The 15,792-nt window shown below is 51.5% G+C and carries 12 protein-coding genes and 1 pseudogene; all 13 read right to left on the reverse strand.

Annotated features, from left to right (window positions below; all coding sequences use genetic code 11):
- A partial coding sequence (locus AC2A06_RS17955) for a type VI secretion system baseplate subunit TssF (protein WP_484381128.1) occupies positions 1-100 on the reverse strand: 100 nt, incomplete at its 3' end.
- Positions 101-220: 120 nt separating this feature from the next.
- Entirely contained in the window at positions 221-3,649 is a 3,429-nt protein-coding gene (locus tag AC2A06_RS17960; RefSeq protein WP_484381174.1) for an ImcF-related family protein, read from the reverse strand.
- Positions 3,646-5,091, reverse strand: a complete 1,446-nt coding sequence (locus AC2A06_RS17965; protein WP_484381175.1) for a hypothetical protein — start codon at positions 5,089-5,091, stop codon at positions 3,646-3,648. The genes AC2A06_RS17960 and AC2A06_RS17965 overlap by 4 nt, the downstream gene beginning before the upstream one ends.
- Positions 5,091-5,354 carry a PAAR domain-containing protein gene (locus AC2A06_RS17970; RefSeq protein WP_484381176.1) on the reverse strand — a complete coding sequence of 88 codons (264 nt, stop codon included), beginning with the start codon at positions 5,352-5,354 and terminating at the stop codon, positions 5,091-5,093. Before AC2A06_RS17970 ends, AC2A06_RS17965 begins: the two co-directional genes overlap by 1 nt.
- A 51-nt stretch (positions 5,355-5,405) precedes the next feature.
- Positions 5,406-5,528: pseudogene (locus AC2A06_RS17975) on the reverse strand (ISAs1 family transposase); the annotation flags it as partial.
- Between the two features lie 243 nt (positions 5,529-5,771).
- Entirely contained in the window at positions 5,772-7,760 is a 1,989-nt protein-coding gene (locus AC2A06_RS17980; RefSeq protein ID WP_484381177.1) for a T6SS effector phospholipase Tle3 domain-containing protein, read from the reverse strand.
- Complete coding sequence (locus AC2A06_RS17985; protein ID WP_484381178.1) at positions 7,757-8,545, reverse strand: T6SS immunity protein Tli3 family protein; 789 nt, start codon at positions 8,543-8,545, stop codon at positions 7,757-7,759. The genes AC2A06_RS17980 and AC2A06_RS17985 overlap by 4 nt, the downstream gene beginning before the upstream one ends.
- Complete coding sequence (locus AC2A06_RS17990; protein ID WP_484381179.1) at positions 8,535-8,672, reverse strand: hypothetical protein; 138 nt, start codon at positions 8,670-8,672, stop codon at positions 8,535-8,537. The genes AC2A06_RS17985 and AC2A06_RS17990 overlap by 11 nt, the downstream gene beginning before the upstream one ends.
- Entirely contained in the window at positions 8,672-9,484 is an 813-nt protein-coding gene (locus AC2A06_RS17995) for a T6SS immunity protein Tli3 family protein (RefSeq protein ID WP_484381180.1), read from the reverse strand. The genes AC2A06_RS17990 and AC2A06_RS17995 overlap by 1 nt, the downstream gene beginning before the upstream one ends.
- On the reverse strand, positions 9,474-9,611 hold the full coding sequence (locus AC2A06_RS18000; protein WP_484381181.1) for a hypothetical protein: 138 nt from the start codon (positions 9,609-9,611) through the stop codon (positions 9,474-9,476). Before AC2A06_RS18000 ends, AC2A06_RS17995 begins: the two co-directional genes overlap by 11 nt.
- The gene (locus AC2A06_RS18005; protein ID WP_484381182.1) at positions 9,608-10,420 is read right to left on the reverse strand and encodes a T6SS immunity protein Tli3 family protein; all 813 of its coding nucleotides are present in this window, start codon (positions 10,418-10,420) and stop codon (positions 9,608-9,610) included. Before AC2A06_RS18005 ends, AC2A06_RS18000 begins: the two co-directional genes overlap by 4 nt.
- A 3-nt stretch (positions 10,421-10,423) precedes the next feature.
- Positions 10,424-12,919, reverse strand: coding sequence for a type VI secretion system Vgr family protein (locus AC2A06_RS18010; protein ID WP_484381183.1), 2,496 nt, complete (start codon positions 12,917-12,919; stop codon positions 10,424-10,426).
- A 385-nt stretch (positions 12,920-13,304) separates the two neighbouring features.
- A partial coding sequence (tssH, locus tag AC2A06_RS18015) for a type VI secretion system ATPase TssH (protein WP_484381184.1) occupies positions 13,305-15,792 on the reverse strand: 2,488 nt, incomplete at its 5' end.

Here is a 15,792-nt window from a genome sequence, read left to right on the forward strand (position 1 = left end):
ACATCGCCGCACGGTCCGGGTGGGCCTGGGCAAATTCTTCACCGGCTTCAAGCAGGTAGCGCATTTCAGCGTCGTAATAACGCAGGGTTAAGTCGTCCATAAGGTTCTATTTCTCTGAGTTTCAGCGTAACGGGTTAACCGCACAATATCGCCGCACGCACTGGGTCGAGGCTGATAAGCCCGGAGAGCAGGGACGCCATTAAACTTTGCAGGTCGGCCATTATTGTTCCCCCTCCAGCGGAAGATTATTACTGCTGCTGTTGTTACTGCTGCTGTTACCGCTACTGTTTCCAGATAGGGCGTTCTCCGCCACCCCGGCGTCGACACTGAAAATTTGATCCGGCAGGGTAAAGTTGCGTAGCTGCAACAACGCCAACGGGCCATTGCCCAGTTGTGAACGCAGTGCCCATTGCAGGGTCTGGCCGTCTGGGGTGGTAAAGCTCATCATCCACTGGCTGTGGTCCAGTTGCTGGCGTTTACCTTGCTCCAACCAGCGGATAAAGCCCCAGGTGCCGCTGTAATCACCAAACAGCCGCGCCCCGGCATTGGTGGTGGTCCAGGTCAGCATGGTGCCCGGTTTATAGGTATCACCCGGCCAGCGGAAGCTCTGCCAGTCTGTCATCTGGTTAAAGTAATGCAGTTTCTGCCCATCAATGGTCAGTTGGGTTTCCGTGACCTGCGGTGCCGGGCGGGCCTGCAGTTCAAAGCTGATCCCCTGGCTACCGTCGGTAAACAAAATATCGGACAACTGGCTTAACTGGTTGATAGACTTAAGGAACGCCGGGTTAAAGGTCAACCCCTGGCTGTGCGCCGTGTCCACGACCCAGACACTGCCTTCCTTATGCAGCACCCCGCCCAGTTCGCTGGTGAGGAAGCGCTCAAGGCGGCCACTGTCCTTGCGGATAAACTCTGCCAACATCGGCAGCGAGGCATCACTCTTGCTGGCGGCAAACGGATAACGCCCATCAAAGGCGGTATGCCAATTGGCCACCACCGCCCGGCTCCAGCGGTCATTAAGGCTGGCGGCCGACGGTTGCAATACAGTTTGCCACGCCTGGGCCAGCGGTTGCACAAACAGGGTGCGGCCAAAGCTGCTCCACTCTTCCCCCAGGCTGGCGGCCACCAGGCTGCCGTATTGCTGGGTGTCGGTCAGGTCGACACTTTTGCCCTGAAACACCGTTTGGGCCAGGGTCTGCATCATCTCCTGCGGATCTGAACTGCTGGCCACCTGTTGCAAACGCAGTCGCACACGGGTGATGCGCGTCAGGTAGGTTTGCAGGCTGAGGCTGTTATCCGCCGACATCACGTTACCGGCCTTGTTTTTCCCCATCAGGGTCAACAACGGGCCGAAGGTGTCATCCAGTGGGCCCTGAGGCCCGGCGGCATTCTGGTCAATGGTCGGTTTCTCCTTGTTATTGATCAGGTCCTTGGCCGACTTGATAAGGGAATCCGATAACCCTTCACTCTGCTGCCCGGTCTGCCCCTGCCAGGACAGGGTATTCATCAACGCAATCATCGGTGATTGGCGGACATCACTCATCAGCGTCAATTGGTCGGTGACATCGGCAATATTATTGGTGGGGTTGAGGCGCAAGCTGTTGAGGAAACTGAGCCAGCTACCGGCAAAATCGGCAAAATAACGTTGGGTCAGGCGGGCTTTCAGCGCCTCGGGGGAAATTTCGGCCGTGATGTTATGACCGCTGTCGCTAAGCACCCAGTCGATTTCATCGCGGCGGGAATTGGCGGCCTTCTCAATTGCCGGTTGAATGCCCCCTTCCCAGGCCTGACGGGTAAACATGCCCGGCACCACTTCATCAGTATTGAACAGGCGGCGAGCGTCGGTACCGCTGGTCATGTCCTCCAGCGTCACATCGGCAAAATTGCGGCGTACCGATTTAAGCATGTTTTCATACAGGGTCCCTTCTGCATTACGCCGACCAATCTGTTGCAACAACACCTGGCGGCTCTGATTCACCAGCGGTGCCTCCGGGGTGATTTTCCACCCCGGTTGGTGGGGCAGCTCGGCAATATAAAATGCCCATAAATCCGGTGCCAGACTCTGCCATAACCCGGGGGAGAGCCCCTGGCGGGTGGGTTGCACCGTTTTCAGGGTGTCGGCATAGAAGCTGGCATCCACCTTATCGGGGCGTGCCATCATCAACCAGGCTTTCAACGCGTCATAACCGGATTTGGCCAGCTCCGCACGCTCTGGCGTGTTGGGGGCCGAGTTGGCCAGGGTGGTCAATTGCTGTTTAAGGGCCAGGCTGGCGGGGTCACGGATCAGGCGATTATTGGCTTCACCGTACCAGGGCATCATCGCCGCCAGCAGCGAGGCATTGTGGTCCAGGCCGAAGCGCAAGTACCACGGCGTCCCTTGCTGAACACGGTACTGCAGCCGCCCGGCGTCGTTACGCAGATCATGCAATGCGGTCAACTGCTCATCAGTGACCGCCGGTTGCGCCACCAGGGTATGGGCTTTCTCGGCAATGGTGATCATCTGTTGGCGGTTAAGCACAAACGACAGCAGCAGACCCGCCCACCAGAGCCCTATCACGGTCATCAGCGACCAGACCAGGGTGCGCTCCCAGGCCATCCCCACCCGGCGACCACGCACCTTGCCACACTCGTCAATCACCCCTTGCCAGATGGCCGGCAGGGTCAGTGCATGGGGAACCGCGTTCGGCGTGCCCAATCCTGCGCGCTCGGCACTGTTGGGCTGTGGCAGGCTGAACATCAGGCCACGTAACGGCACCCGTTGCTGCGTGGCAAACAGCCAGGGGGTGAGTTGAACTTGCCAGCGCTCAATACCACCGGCTTGCAGTTGCTGCCCCAGACGCAACAGGAAGTCATGCTGCTGATGCTCCAGCACCTGCTCTACCCCATGCTGGCGCAGTTGCGGCAGCAGTTTATTCAGTTGACTGGCGACATCATCGGGCATGGCACGCCAGGGGAAGGAGGCCCCCACGGTCTGTTCGATACGCCCGGCTTGTGACCAGGTACTGTCACACAGTTGCCATAACCACACCGGGGGTTGGTAACGCAACAGTTCGCCGATTTTCTCCAGCCCGCGCAGGTCATTGTCACTGACTTGCGGTGTCAGATTCTGCTGCGGGCCCAGTACCCGGATAATGCCATCCAGCGGGCGACCCCGGCGCAACTTGCGCAGCGCAGTGTATTTTTCGCTATCAACCTGGGTGGTCAGGCTGCCGCCGTAAATCAGCACCGTGCGGCTGCCTTCTTGCCACTGGTTCTCTTTCAGGCCCGGTGCCAGCAGTGCCAGTTCGCTCTCATCGCCAGCGACCAGCAGCAGGCGCACTTTACGCCGCCAGAACAGGCCATAACGGCGGGCGAGGTGGTTTTTGAGTTGGGTGAAATCGGTTGAAATTGATGATTCCAGTAGTGCCGAACTGGCTTCTGGACCCCAATTCCCCGGTGTAACAGGAGTTTCATTTTTTTGAAATGGCAGGGTAAAGAAAATAACCGTACATGACAGACATGCCAGAAAAATAAACCCCAGCGAATAAAGCCAGAATGAATGTTCACTGACTTGTGCTGACCATTGAGTTGTTTGGGAGAGTAATAACAGAACGAGAAGTAAAACAATAAAAATCAATAACCCTGTTCCCAAAAAACGCAGAAGTTTTTTCATGCCGATGATTCCTTTGGTGACTGCCTGGCAGCCTTAACAAATTTGGGGCGTTGAATATAAGCGATGGTACTGCGCAAAAGAAAAACCATGCCAGGTAATGTCACCACCAGTGAAATTAATAATGACACTATTCCCGTCCAGGAAAATAACCAGGAGGGATAAGCCGATGCAATGACACTGAATAGGCCTGCATTAAGTAATAACGAAAGCATAATACTTCCAGCCGGGTAAGGGGCTGTGGGCAGAATAGCGGAGTCAGCCACACAGGGTGGCTGGCTATTTCCTAACACAATGGCCCAGGCTTCAGGGTTATTTTCACAAAACAACCAGTAACTATCAGGGCCATAATTGACCATTTCCACCGCAGATGCGACCATTAGCCAGCCAGCAAGCGCCCCATAGTTGCCGAACTCCGCCTGAAAATCCACCAGTCCACTGGTGGCAATATCATCGTGCAAGGCCAATGGCAGTTCGTGTAACATTCGCCCTAACCCTTGTTGAGTGGCCGCTGCCAAACCACTATGCCACACCACATATTTTTTATTGGCAGGTTGCTGCGCCATCTCCACCAACTCTTTCAATTCATGTTTCAGTGCAGCACTGTTGAAAGGCATCGCACGGAACAAGCGAACGGTGGTTAGCTGCTGCGTTGCCGTCAACCAAGTTGCGGGTGTCAGCAATAATGCACTGGCAAACTCGGGTAAGGTTTCACCCGGCTGGCGGTAATGGAGTGCCAGGACCAAAACTGGCTGAGAGGCAACCGATAAATGCTGGTTCCATTCACCAAATGGCAATTGGTCAGGTAGGCTATTAATAGCCGGTTCCCCAAGTAAGCCCTCATCTCGCCAAAGGCGATTCAACGCCTGCAATTCCATCTCTTTATCTGATGATGTGGTCTGAATCCATATTGTTAATTTACCGGTCTCACTCTGTTGAATAAGGGATTGCTTAAGCTGACCAAGCAAATGCTGGCACAGCTGTTCAAAACGTGAAATACCCGGAGTCAGTGGTTCATCAGGTAATAGCGTCAACTGGGGTTCCTGATCACTGGTTGCGGGAATTACCCTCATAAGACGGCTGATCATCAATGGATCTGCAGTCAGAGTAATATGGCGCACGATGCAGAGATGCTGTAGTGCCGACTGGCGCCAAGCTAGATGCATATTCTGCCGCCAGCCATTCCAACGCCAGGCACTGAAAGCCTGTATTTCCCACCACAAAAAATACAAGGTGATACTGAGGGTAATACCCACCAATGTGTAGAGCGTGAGCGGTAACCAATAGCCGCTCGCCAGTGATGGTGTTTCTCCCGCAGCCGGAGAGTGCAACACTATGCGAACCAGCGCAATAAATAACCCGATGAATATCACCAGTAAACAGACCCACGGTGACCAAGGGCGTATTTGCGCTTTCGCTGGCACATTCGGTAATGACCACCCCATCAGCCAATCTCCATTTCTTGCAGGCTGGCAATCACCACCGCACCACACTGTGTTTTACAACCATGCAGAACGATACCACGCCCATGCTCTTCATAGGCGTGAACGTCACATTCAACAATAATATTGTTCCCATGTTCTGGGCAGGTGACAGCATCATTCAGCAAGGCGACCTTTTTCCCCGCTACCTCCAGGCTGGAAGAGGCGGAAGAGACGCGGCCACCGTGAGAGGTGGCATCACCGAGTACTACTGCATATTTTCCCATCAGTTTATTTCCCAATTTTCTTATGGCAGCACGCCGCATGGCAGGGCAAGATTACGAAACCCCACACCCCGCAAGGACTGTAGCCAAGCATTTTCTAGCCATCGACGCTCGACGCATCTTTCTGCGTAACCCTGCCTTAAACGATTTGTTTTGCGTTAATATGTTTATCGCTAACACCATGGCTCTTTACCACAGCAACTGGGGTTGTTTGAGACCGGCTTCCGACAGCAGATCCCGGTGGGCCTACCACCTGCTCTTTCCTTGGATGAAGACCCTGCAAAAATCATCGACATCACAAAAAAGTTCAAATAGCTTATCCATGCCTGTTCCTTTTTTTGATCTGCATGTTTCTTCGTCGAAATAACAGATCTTGGAACAGGTATTTAGTTCGATTTTTTATCCAAAGCTCAGGTTAAATTAATCACCAAAGTCATACTCATTCGGTGATTTTTTGGGAGGCTCAATATACTTATTAGCTTGTTTGATAGCATCCTGAAACTCTGGACTTTTTAAATTCTTTTCATAAATCTCCTGTATTTCACTGGTTGTCACTATAATACTGGGGATGGCGGGAATAGATAATTGCCCAGTGTTGAAATAACTATCATAACCTTTGGTCCAATCTGCCATATCGCGCAATTTAGCCATAAAAGCCTTATCCCAAGAAGCATCACAGAACCCCACCGGCAAGTCATAGGCCACTACTCGGCGAATAAAGTCAGGGCTTTTAGGCAGCGAACTATGATCAGTGGGCTGAGAAATATATTTACCCACCCGCCGATTACGCTCTGCTACTGTTTCTGAGCGATAAGTCGTGTAGTAGCGGTCTCCTTCCTGTCTAAAACCGGATATAATCTGCTTAAAAGGATAGAGATTGATATAGTTCTGGTAAGTATCATCATTAGGGATATCTTTTCCTTCCATATCATGTGATTTTTTATTCAGTTGCCCCCAACCATAACCATAAGGTTGCCCAGGTGTCTCCTTTTTGTCATTCCGAGTCTCATCAAAATCTCTTGTCTGCATTTCATCTCGACTGATAGGATCTGGTACTCTTTCCGCATTGATATCCAGCGTCCAATAGCCAGGAGTGTTATAAGTCAACAGATCGCCGTCATCGTCCCAAAAAGGTTTACCATCACTGGGAGTAAAGGAGGTTTTGGGGTTGGGGGTATCCCCACAGGGTAACCAGCGGGCCAGAATACGCTGATAAAGGTGCCCCTGATGCTTGTTGAGTAGAAGGTGTGGGCTGCCATCAGGATTATTGATTAAGCCACGCCACCCCAGGCTGAGTAACGGGCTGGCCCCCATCACCCGATCATGGGGGTTACAATAGATATAGAACCGCCCATAGTTATCCCGTTCAGGTACCGCAGGGGCATTGCCAGCCGCCGTTAGTATTACATCGGGTCGCCAACTCTTGTTATCCGCTGTTTTACCCACGCATAACGCAGCATAATCCGCAGCGGAGAGCCGCTTGGCCTGTGCCGCCACTTTATCAATAATAGCGGAAAGGGTTTGTGTACGGGCACTATCAATAGTGGCCTCTTGTGAAGGGAGTGCCACCTTATCAGTGAGTTTCAAATCCAGCGCATAGGGGGAGTTCAGGATAAACAAGGCATCCGGTGCCTGTTTAGCTAGGGCGGTAGCCGCTAAGGCAATCATGGTGCCCTGGCTGTGTGAGATAATACTCACAGTATCATGGGGGTATTGCTGGCGGACCAAATCCAGCAGATCCGCCAGGCGCTTTGCCGCATGAGCATAATATTCTCGGGGGGGCGCAGGCGTTAATAAACGATCTAAATCCGCCATCGACTCAGTACTCACACCAAGCACCTTACCCTTAAACCCCTGCTTGCTCCAGAGTGAGGTCAATTGGGTAGTGCCATTCTGAAACGGTCCCCCGCCCCAGAAAAAGGGTCCTTTTTTAACCACTTCCTCCGGTTTTACTCCTTCCGCGATCATCTGGTGATAATCTTCATTGCGGATATTAACTAATGGAATACGGTATTTACCCTCCTCGCCCTCTTTGGCCCGGTATCCCCAATAAAAACGGATCACTGGCGAGCGCCCTGGCTGGATAATACTACGCCGGGCGGACTTATCAGGCTTCTTACCATCGCAGTTATAAACATTGGGTTGAAGTTTAAATTCTGTACCATTAAGTCCCAAACGATCATTCAATCCTTCACACAGGTTTTGTTCGGCGGGTTCATACCATTCTCCGGTAGAGTTAACCCCATGCACCAGAATCACCAACCCTGGCAGATGTACTGGTACCTGACATTGACCACGTACCTTGACTGCTTTGGGCGAAGTAAAACTCTTCCAATAAGGGCGACCATTATCATCACAATGGGTGGCTAATACCCGAGTCGGTTCAGAAGAAGGATTGTTATTACTCATTGATTATTTCCCTCATGCTTAGGCGGCTTGACAAATTTCACTTTAGATGGCTTGATATTATTATCACACTGAAAACGAACATGGATATCGTTCCGCTCAAACTCTTCCGGCTTAAACCTAATATTTTCGACCTTTTCAACCTTATTATCAATCTTATCCAATGATACTTTATCAACAAGATAACGATATTTATCCGCCACATAATAGTAATTATTTTCAACTAAAATCAACCTTCTAACCCCCGTATTTACATTTCCTCTATCATAGTAACTAGAATAAAATGTTCGTCCATAGTCAGTTGAAACCAACACCGCGATATAACAGCCATAATTATTATTGCAATCTGACCAAGTAACATTAACATAAGGGAACACTAGAGTTCCATTAGTGGCATTATTTATCAAATTACCTTTATAAGCCATAATAGCATTCCTTACCTCTTTTAGCTGGATCTGTTTCTCTGAGATCAAATCATCAGGTCGACCATCACCATAAACATCGAGATAGGTTTTAATCCCTAACTTGGTATCGTTATAATACATTTGCCCACTTTTATCGCAGGCAATATAATTCTCCAAGGTGAGGAAACGGTGATCATCAATCCGATACACCACTTGAGGTGATGCATCAGTCTCGATAATTCGGTTATCCGTACTTTGTTTACCTGGCTTGCCCAAGCCATAACCAAAACTCCCCCCAACGGTAGGTAAATTAACAATAATTATCATGGCAATCAGTAGTAGTGCACAGATAATGGCAATAATAATTAAGGTTTTATTTTTCAATTTCACTCTCCTTATGAAGATATTGCACCTTGGGAGAGGCACAGATTTTACAGGAAGGGCGACCATTATCATCACAATGGGTGGTTAATACCCGAGTAGGCTCAGAAGTGGGATTTTTATTGCTCATTAATTATTTCCCTCATGCTTAGGTGGCTTAACAAATTTCACTTCAGATGGCTTGATATTATTGTCGCATTGAAAGTAGATATGTATATCATTACTTTCGAAATACTCAGGATTAATTTCAACAGTATCATCTTCCTCAATTTTTTTATTCAGCTTATCTAAGGATATTTTTTTATTAACATGTCTCAATTTATTAGTCACATAATAATAGCTATTTTCAGCAATAATTAAATGTTCAGGCCTCGTAGTATTGTTACCTCTATCATAATGACTCGAATAAAATGACCGCCCATAGTCAGTTGAAATTAGCACCCCAATATAACAACCATAATTATTATTACACCCTTGCCAAGTAAGATTCGCATAAGGGAACACCAATACACCATTACTAGCGTTATTTATTAATCTCCCTGAATAAGCCATAATACCATTTTGTACATCTTTTAACTGGATTTGATCATCACCTGCATAGTAATTTTTAACCTTAACATTACCATCCTCACCCAACAGATCACGATCAAGATATTCAAGGCGTGTTTTAATCCCCAGTTTGGTATCGTTGTAATACATTTGCCCACTTTTATCGCAAGCAATATAATTTTCCAAGGTGAGAAAGCGATGGTCATCCAACCGATACACTACCTGCGGTGGCGCATCTGTCACCACTACGCGGTTATCGGTATCCTCCTTCCAAGGGCCAGGCATACCATAACCAAAACTCCCGCCAACGGTAAGTAAATTAACAATAATTATCATGGCAATCAGCAACAGTGCACAGATAATGGCAATAATAATTAAGGCTTTATTTTTCAATTTCACTCTCCTTATGAAAATTTTGCACCTTGGGAGAGGCACAGATTTTACAGGAAGCACGGCCATTATCGACACAATGGGTGATTAATACCCGAGTAGGCTCAGAAGTGGGATTTTTATTGCTCATTGATTGCCCTCCTGCTTAGGCGGTTTGACAAATTTCACTTTAGAGGGCTTGATATTATCATCGCACTGAAAACGAACATGTATATCATTCCGTTCAAAATCTTCAGGTTTGAATTTAATGCTCCTATCCTCCTTTATTATTCTATCTTTTTTATCTAAAGATACTTTTTTATTTATGTAATCATATTTCTCCGCCACATAATAGTGATCATTTTCAGCCATAATCAAATGTTCAGGCCTAGTAGTATTATCCCCTCTAGCATAGTAACTTCGAAAAAATGTTCTGCCATGATCGGTCGAAAGTAACACCCCTATATGACAGCCATAATTATTATTGCAACCTCGCCATGTCAGGTTAGCAAAAGGAAATACCAACACACCATTAGTGGCTTTATTTATCAAAGTGCCGGAGTAAGCCATAATGCCATTTTGTACATCCTTGAGTTGGATTTCATCATCACCCGTATAATAATTTTTAATTTTTACATTGCCTTGATCATCTAGAAGATCTCGACTATATATTTCAAGGCGTGTTTTAATTCCCAGTTTGGTATCGTTGTAATACATTTGCCCACTTTTATCGCAGGCAATATAATTTTCCAAGGTGAGAAAGCGATGGTCATCCAACCGATAGACTACCTGTGGGGGCGCATCTGTCACCACTATGCGGTTATCGGTATCCTCCTTCCAAGGGCCAGGCATACCATAACCAAAACTCCCCCCAACGGTAGGTAAATTAACAATAATTATCATGGCAATCAGCAACAGTGCACAGATAATGGCAATAATAATTAAGGTTTTATTTTTCACCATTTAATCCTTCTTCAGCCAGGTGATAACCATATCCTCAGTCACTTGGGATTGGGTAAGTGTTGTTTCACCCAATTCAGAGGTGATCCCTTCTATAATCTGACCGTTGGAGAAGGTAATACGATAGGGCTGATTAGCCAAAGGTTCCTGTGTCAATGCATGCGCCAGTGTAAACTTTTCATCAAAGCTCTCAGGCTCAAATGACTTCATCACCCCCTGCATACTGGCAGATCCTGTTTTCTTGATCCCGGCATTCTTAATCAGCAAGTTACCTGGTCCGCCAATTTCAACATTGCCACCTTTGATCTTGATATATCCCCCACCACAGATAAGCGTGAGTTCATCCTGAGCAGTAACAACTAATTTTTTACCACTGGAAAAATGTGTATCGTTGGTCGACCAAGTGGTGACATCCCCTCCCTGTGCCTGAATATCAATATCATTTTTCGAGGCAAACAACTTTGCCCCCTCTCGACTGTAGAGACTTATGCGTTTTCCCGCCGCCAGGGTAAAATCTTGCTGTGCGCCGATGTCCAACTGCTTACCTGAAGTCAACGTAAGATTTTCATCAGCAAAAAGTTGCATATCTTCACCACTGACCAGAGCAACCCCCTGAGGTGCACTGACCAGCAAAACAGATTGTTGCAGATTATCTATTTTCTGCTGCAATAACGCTTGCTGGCGACCAATATCAGCCGCTAATGCCTGGGCTTGTTGAGCACTAGCGGAGAGGGACTGCATTTCTACCAAAGCAGAGGACAACAACGCCTTCGCTTCTTTGATATCCAACTGTTGCCCCTGCGCTGTTGGCTGCCCATCCGCCGAGATAAACAGCCCTTTCTGGGCACGTATCGCTCCCCAACTGTCGGTGCGTAGTTCAAAGCCCTCGCCGCGCTTGTGTTTCTCACTGTCCACCAGGTGGCCGAGGTTCAGTTGGCTCTTGCCCCCGTACTCGGTTGAGATTTTCACGTGCTCCTGGCCGCGGTTATCATCTAACCTTATCTTGTTGTTCGAGGGAGTCCTTAGGACATTACGCTTGTAGTTGCGGATGGTGACGTGGTCGCTGTGCGCCGAGTCATGCAACACCCCAACGATGTACGGGCGGTCGGGATTGCCATCCTCAAACCCTATCGCTACCTCGGTCCCCGCCAGCAGCGGCAGGTGCAGGCCATAGGTGTCCCCGGCATAGGGGCGGGACTGGCGTACCCACAGGCTTTCAAAACCGGTTTCCCAACTGGCGCGGTCAAACAGCATGTTGACGCGGTAACGGCCATCCTTGTCGATGTGCCCATAGGTGTCGTTTTCGGTGGTACTGGTGACCCGTGCCGGCAAGGTGCCCGCCATCACCGGGCGTGCGCCGGGCTCGGGGCGGAAGCAGTAATCGGTGTTATCCGGCAAGGCAGTAAAGTGAATTTCAAAACTGCGGTCACGCCGTGCCTGGCTGTGGACTTGGGTAATCAGCACCCCTTTGGTGAAGGTATCGGTGACTTCATGGCCGCCGGTGACCTTCAGCACCTGCCCCGGTGACAGGGTGGCGCAACTGGTGATACCGGTCAGTTGCGTCTGCTGATTCAGGTAGCGTTCATGGCGAAGACGACCATAAAACGCGCCGGACTCCGGCGCCGGTTGGCGTTCATGGCTGCTGCCCGCCGTCAGGTAGTTATCGGCATAGTGATAGGCTTCCCCATAAGTGGTGCTATCGCCGTGAGTGACATCCACCTGGGTGTCCATCGCCTCGGTGGCCTGGCGGTAGTTGTAATCCCGGGTTGAGACCTGTTGTTGCACCACCTGATGGTGGCTGGTCATGCCCCAGACCGATTCAACCCCCTGGTCATGCTGGCCGGATGGCGGCACCGAGGGCAGTGTCAGCCCCTTCTGATACCCTTGCTGGCTGTCGTAAAACTCCACCACATCAATGTTCAGCCGGGTGTCGGTGGTAAAGCGGAACCAAATCCCCACTTCACCCAACAAACGGGTGATAAAGTGCAGGTCATCTTCGCCGTACTGCATCACCTGTTCACGGCGCGGGTACTCTGCCGTCAGTGAAAACAGAAAATCCTGCCCGCGCATGTTGTGGCGTTCACGCAGGATTTTTTCCACAATCTGTGGCACCGTCATGTCCTGGTAGATGGCATTCTGGTGTGAGCGGTCCAGCAGCGCCAGCCGGGGTTGCAGGGTCAGGGCGTAACGGGTTTCATCTTTGGAGGTGCTCAGGCGTTCAAAGCCGGTCACCACCCCTTGTATCACCCGCAACGGCTGCTGGATTTTAATGCCAAAGCCCTGGTCCACCGGGGCCTGTAGCGTCAGCGAGGCCGCCTTCATCAACATCGCTTCACGGGGGATAGCCTGGTCGGCACTGGTAAACTCAATACGGTAGCTAAAAGGTTGACTTAACGCTTCCTGACCTTCAAACACCAAGACATCCAGCCCGCTGTTGCAGCCTTTGACTGACAGCAGATGATGACTGTGATTGAACATTAATAACGGCGCAATACTCATGATGGTTCTCCTGATAGTTCGGTATGCGTTCTGTCAAAGGCCTGTTCCATTATTCTTCCTCTTAAGCAGTGACATAACGTAGCAATATCTCTGCTGATATTGTGTTCCGTTTCGGTCGCCTGGCGATTTTCGTTCTATGAACTTACTAAACCTGCGACCGAATCAGGGGCCAAAGGCGTGGCCCCTGATAACCCGCGCCTGCGCCAACTCAGGCGGTCGCTGGCGCGACTACTTTCACTACGCTGCGGCGCATGACGGCCGGCTGCTACAGACCTCCCTGTCTGTCTCGCCTAAACTCACCATCCATGGCGAGTTTGCCTATGCGCCGCATCTGCGTTCAACGCCTTCAATGGCGTCAACCACCGTGCTTTTCTCAACACTGAAGTTATTGTGGAGTATCAAACGACAGCACAATCCCTTCTTCCTCATCCCAGCCCAGGGTCAGGGTCTTGGGTTTTTGCTTCGCCGCCATGTAGGTCAGCAACTGCTGGCTCAGCACCGGCAATATCTGCTGGTTGAGCAGGCTGTCGACATTACGCGCCCCGGTATCGGGCAGCAGGCAAGCGTCGGTCAGCGCGTCATACAGGCTGTCACCTATTTGGGTAGTAAGCCTGTAGTGGCGTTGCAGGCGTTGGCTGACCTGATTCAGTTTCATCTGTACGATGGTGCGCATCGCCGTGGCGTCCAGTGGGCGGTAAATCACCGTCTGAAAGCGTGCCAGCAGGGCCGGCTGGAAGTGGTCACGCAGCACCGGGCGCAGCAGTTCATGCAAATCCCCTTCGCTGGCCTCCGGCTGTTCGTCCAGCAACTGCATCAGCAAGTCACTGCCGAGGTTGGCGGTCATCAATATCACGGTGTTACGAAAATCAATCTCGCGACCTTCGCCATCGCGCATAAAGCCGCGGTCAAACACCTGATAGAACAGGTTCATCACGTCCCGGTGGGCTTTTTCCACTTCATCAAGCAGCACCACGCTGTAGGGGCGCTTGCGTACCGCTTCGGTCAGTATGCCGCCCTGGCCGTAACCCACATACCCCGGTGGCGAGCCTTTCAGTTGCGAGACGGTGTGCGGCTCCTGGTATTCCGACAGGTTGATGGTAATCAGCGATTTCTCGCCGCCGTACAGGCCATCCGCCAGCGCCAGCGCGGTTTCGGTTTTCCCTACGCCACTCGGCCCCACCAGTAAAAACACCCCTTGAGGGCCATTTTCCGGCGTCAAGCCGGTTTTGGCGGCGCGCAGACGTTGGGCAATGGCGGTCAGGGCAGTATCTTGCCCCACCACCCGCTGACCAATCTCCCCTTCCAGGCTCAGCAGTTCGGTCTGTTCGTCTTTCATCAGTGAGGAGAGCGGCACACCGGTCCAGTCGGCAATCACGTTGGCGACGGTGCGGGTGTCCACATCCACCTGTATCAGAGGCTCCGGTTGTTGCAACTGCTCCAGCTGTTGTTGCAGGGTGGCCACGTCGGCCTGACGGCTCAGGTCCTGGCGGCAAGCCATCAGTTGCTGCACCAGGGCTTTTTCGGCGTTAAAGCGGTGGTCTAAGGTTTCCAGTGCGGTTTCCAGTTCGCCACGCTGCACTTCAATGGCGCTCAGCCGCTCACTGTGTTGCTGGCTGCCAGTGGCGATATCTTCCAGCAGGGCTTGCTGCTCCAGCTCCAAGGCTGTCAGTTGGGCTTTCAGGCGCACAATGGCTTCCGGCAGCGTGTCCAGGCTCATGCGCACCCGGGCGGCGGCAGTATCCAGCAGGTCCACCGCCTTGTCCGGCAGTTGGCGACCGGTGAGGTAACGGCGGGACAGGGTGACGGCGGCGCGTACTGCATCGTCGGTGATATGCACGCCATGGTGTTCGGCGTAGCGGGATTTCAGGCCACGCAGCATCAGGCAGGCGGTGTCATCGTCTGGCTCGTCCACTTTCACCATTTGGAAGCGGCGCTCCAGCGCAGCATCACGCTCAAAATACTGTTTGTATTCACTCCAGGTGGTGGCGGCAATGGTGCGCAGTTCGCCCCGGGCCAGCGCCGGTTTCAGCAGGTTGGCGGCATCGGCGCCACCGGCCTGATTACCAGCACCGATAATGGTGTGGGCTTCGTCGATAAACAGCAGGATGGGGGTGGGTGACTGTTGCACCGCATCAATGACGTTTTTCAGCCGTTGTTCAAATTCCCCTTTAACGCCAGCACCCGCTTGCAGCAACCCCAGGTCCAGGGTACGCAGCGCCACCGGCTTGAGGCTTTCCGGCACATTGCCCTCGGCAATACGCAGCGCCAACCCTTCCACCAGGGCGGTTTTCCCTACCCCCGGCTCCCCCACCAGTATCGGGTTGTTTTTACGGCGGCGAGAGAGGATATCTACCATCTGGCGGATTTCGGTGTCACGGCCAAACACCGGGTCAATCTGACCGGCACGGGCTTTGGCGGTGACATCCAGGGTAAATTTGTCCAGCGCGTTCTGCAGGGCGGCGGACAGCTCGCCGGGGTTGAGCGCTGTGTCAGGGGGGGCGTCGGTGTGCAGTTCCGGTAAGTGGCCGCTTTGTGCCAGCTCGGCTTCCTGCTGCACTTCCGGGCGTTCCTCCGACTGCATATCCAGCAGTGGGCGCAAACGTTCCAGTTGGCTCTGCCCCAGGGTCAGCAATGGCCACAGCGCATCACAGGCTATCAGTTTCGGTTTATCCACCAACGCCATCAGCAGATGAACACTGCGGATAGACTCTTCCCCCGCCAGTGAGGCACGCAACCAGGCTTCCTGCAGCAGGGTCTGGGTGGTTTGCGCCAACTGCGGGCGGCTACGCACCGAGCGCGGGCGATTATCCAGCCAGGCCAGCAGCTCTTGCCACAAAGTGTCCAGTTCCCACTCGTAACGGCGGGCCAGTACC

This window comes from Serratia sp. HNCC26DJ244, assembly GCF_057180565.1.

What these genes read in the sequence shown, in the direction of transcription:
- AC2A06_RS17960 (WP_484381174.1), bottom strand. Translation starts at nt 3,649, where the DNA reads ATGAAAAAACTTCTGCGTTTTTTGGGAACAGGGTTATTGATTTTTATT.
- AC2A06_RS17965 (WP_484381175.1), bottom strand. Translation starts at nt 5,091, where the DNA reads ATGGGGTGGTCATTACCGAATGTGCCAGCGAAAGCGCAAATACGCCCT.
- AC2A06_RS17970 (WP_484381176.1), bottom strand. Translation starts at nt 5,354, where the DNA reads ATGGGAAAATATGCAGTAGTACTCGGTGATGCCACCTCTCACGGTGGC.
- AC2A06_RS17980 (WP_484381177.1), bottom strand. Translation starts at nt 7,760, where the DNA reads ATGAGTAATAACAATCCTTCTTCTGAACCGACTCGGGTATTAGCCACC.
- AC2A06_RS17990 (WP_484381179.1), bottom strand. Translation starts at nt 8,672, where the DNA reads ATGAGCAATAAAAATCCCACTTCTGAGCCTACTCGGGTATTAACCACC.
- AC2A06_RS18000 (WP_484381181.1), bottom strand. Translation starts at nt 9,611, where the DNA reads ATGAGCAATAAAAATCCCACTTCTGAGCCTACTCGGGTATTAATCACC.
- AC2A06_RS18010 (WP_484381183.1), bottom strand. Translation starts at nt 12,919, where the DNA reads ATGAGTATTGCGCCGTTATTAATGTTCAATCACAGTCATCATCTGCTG.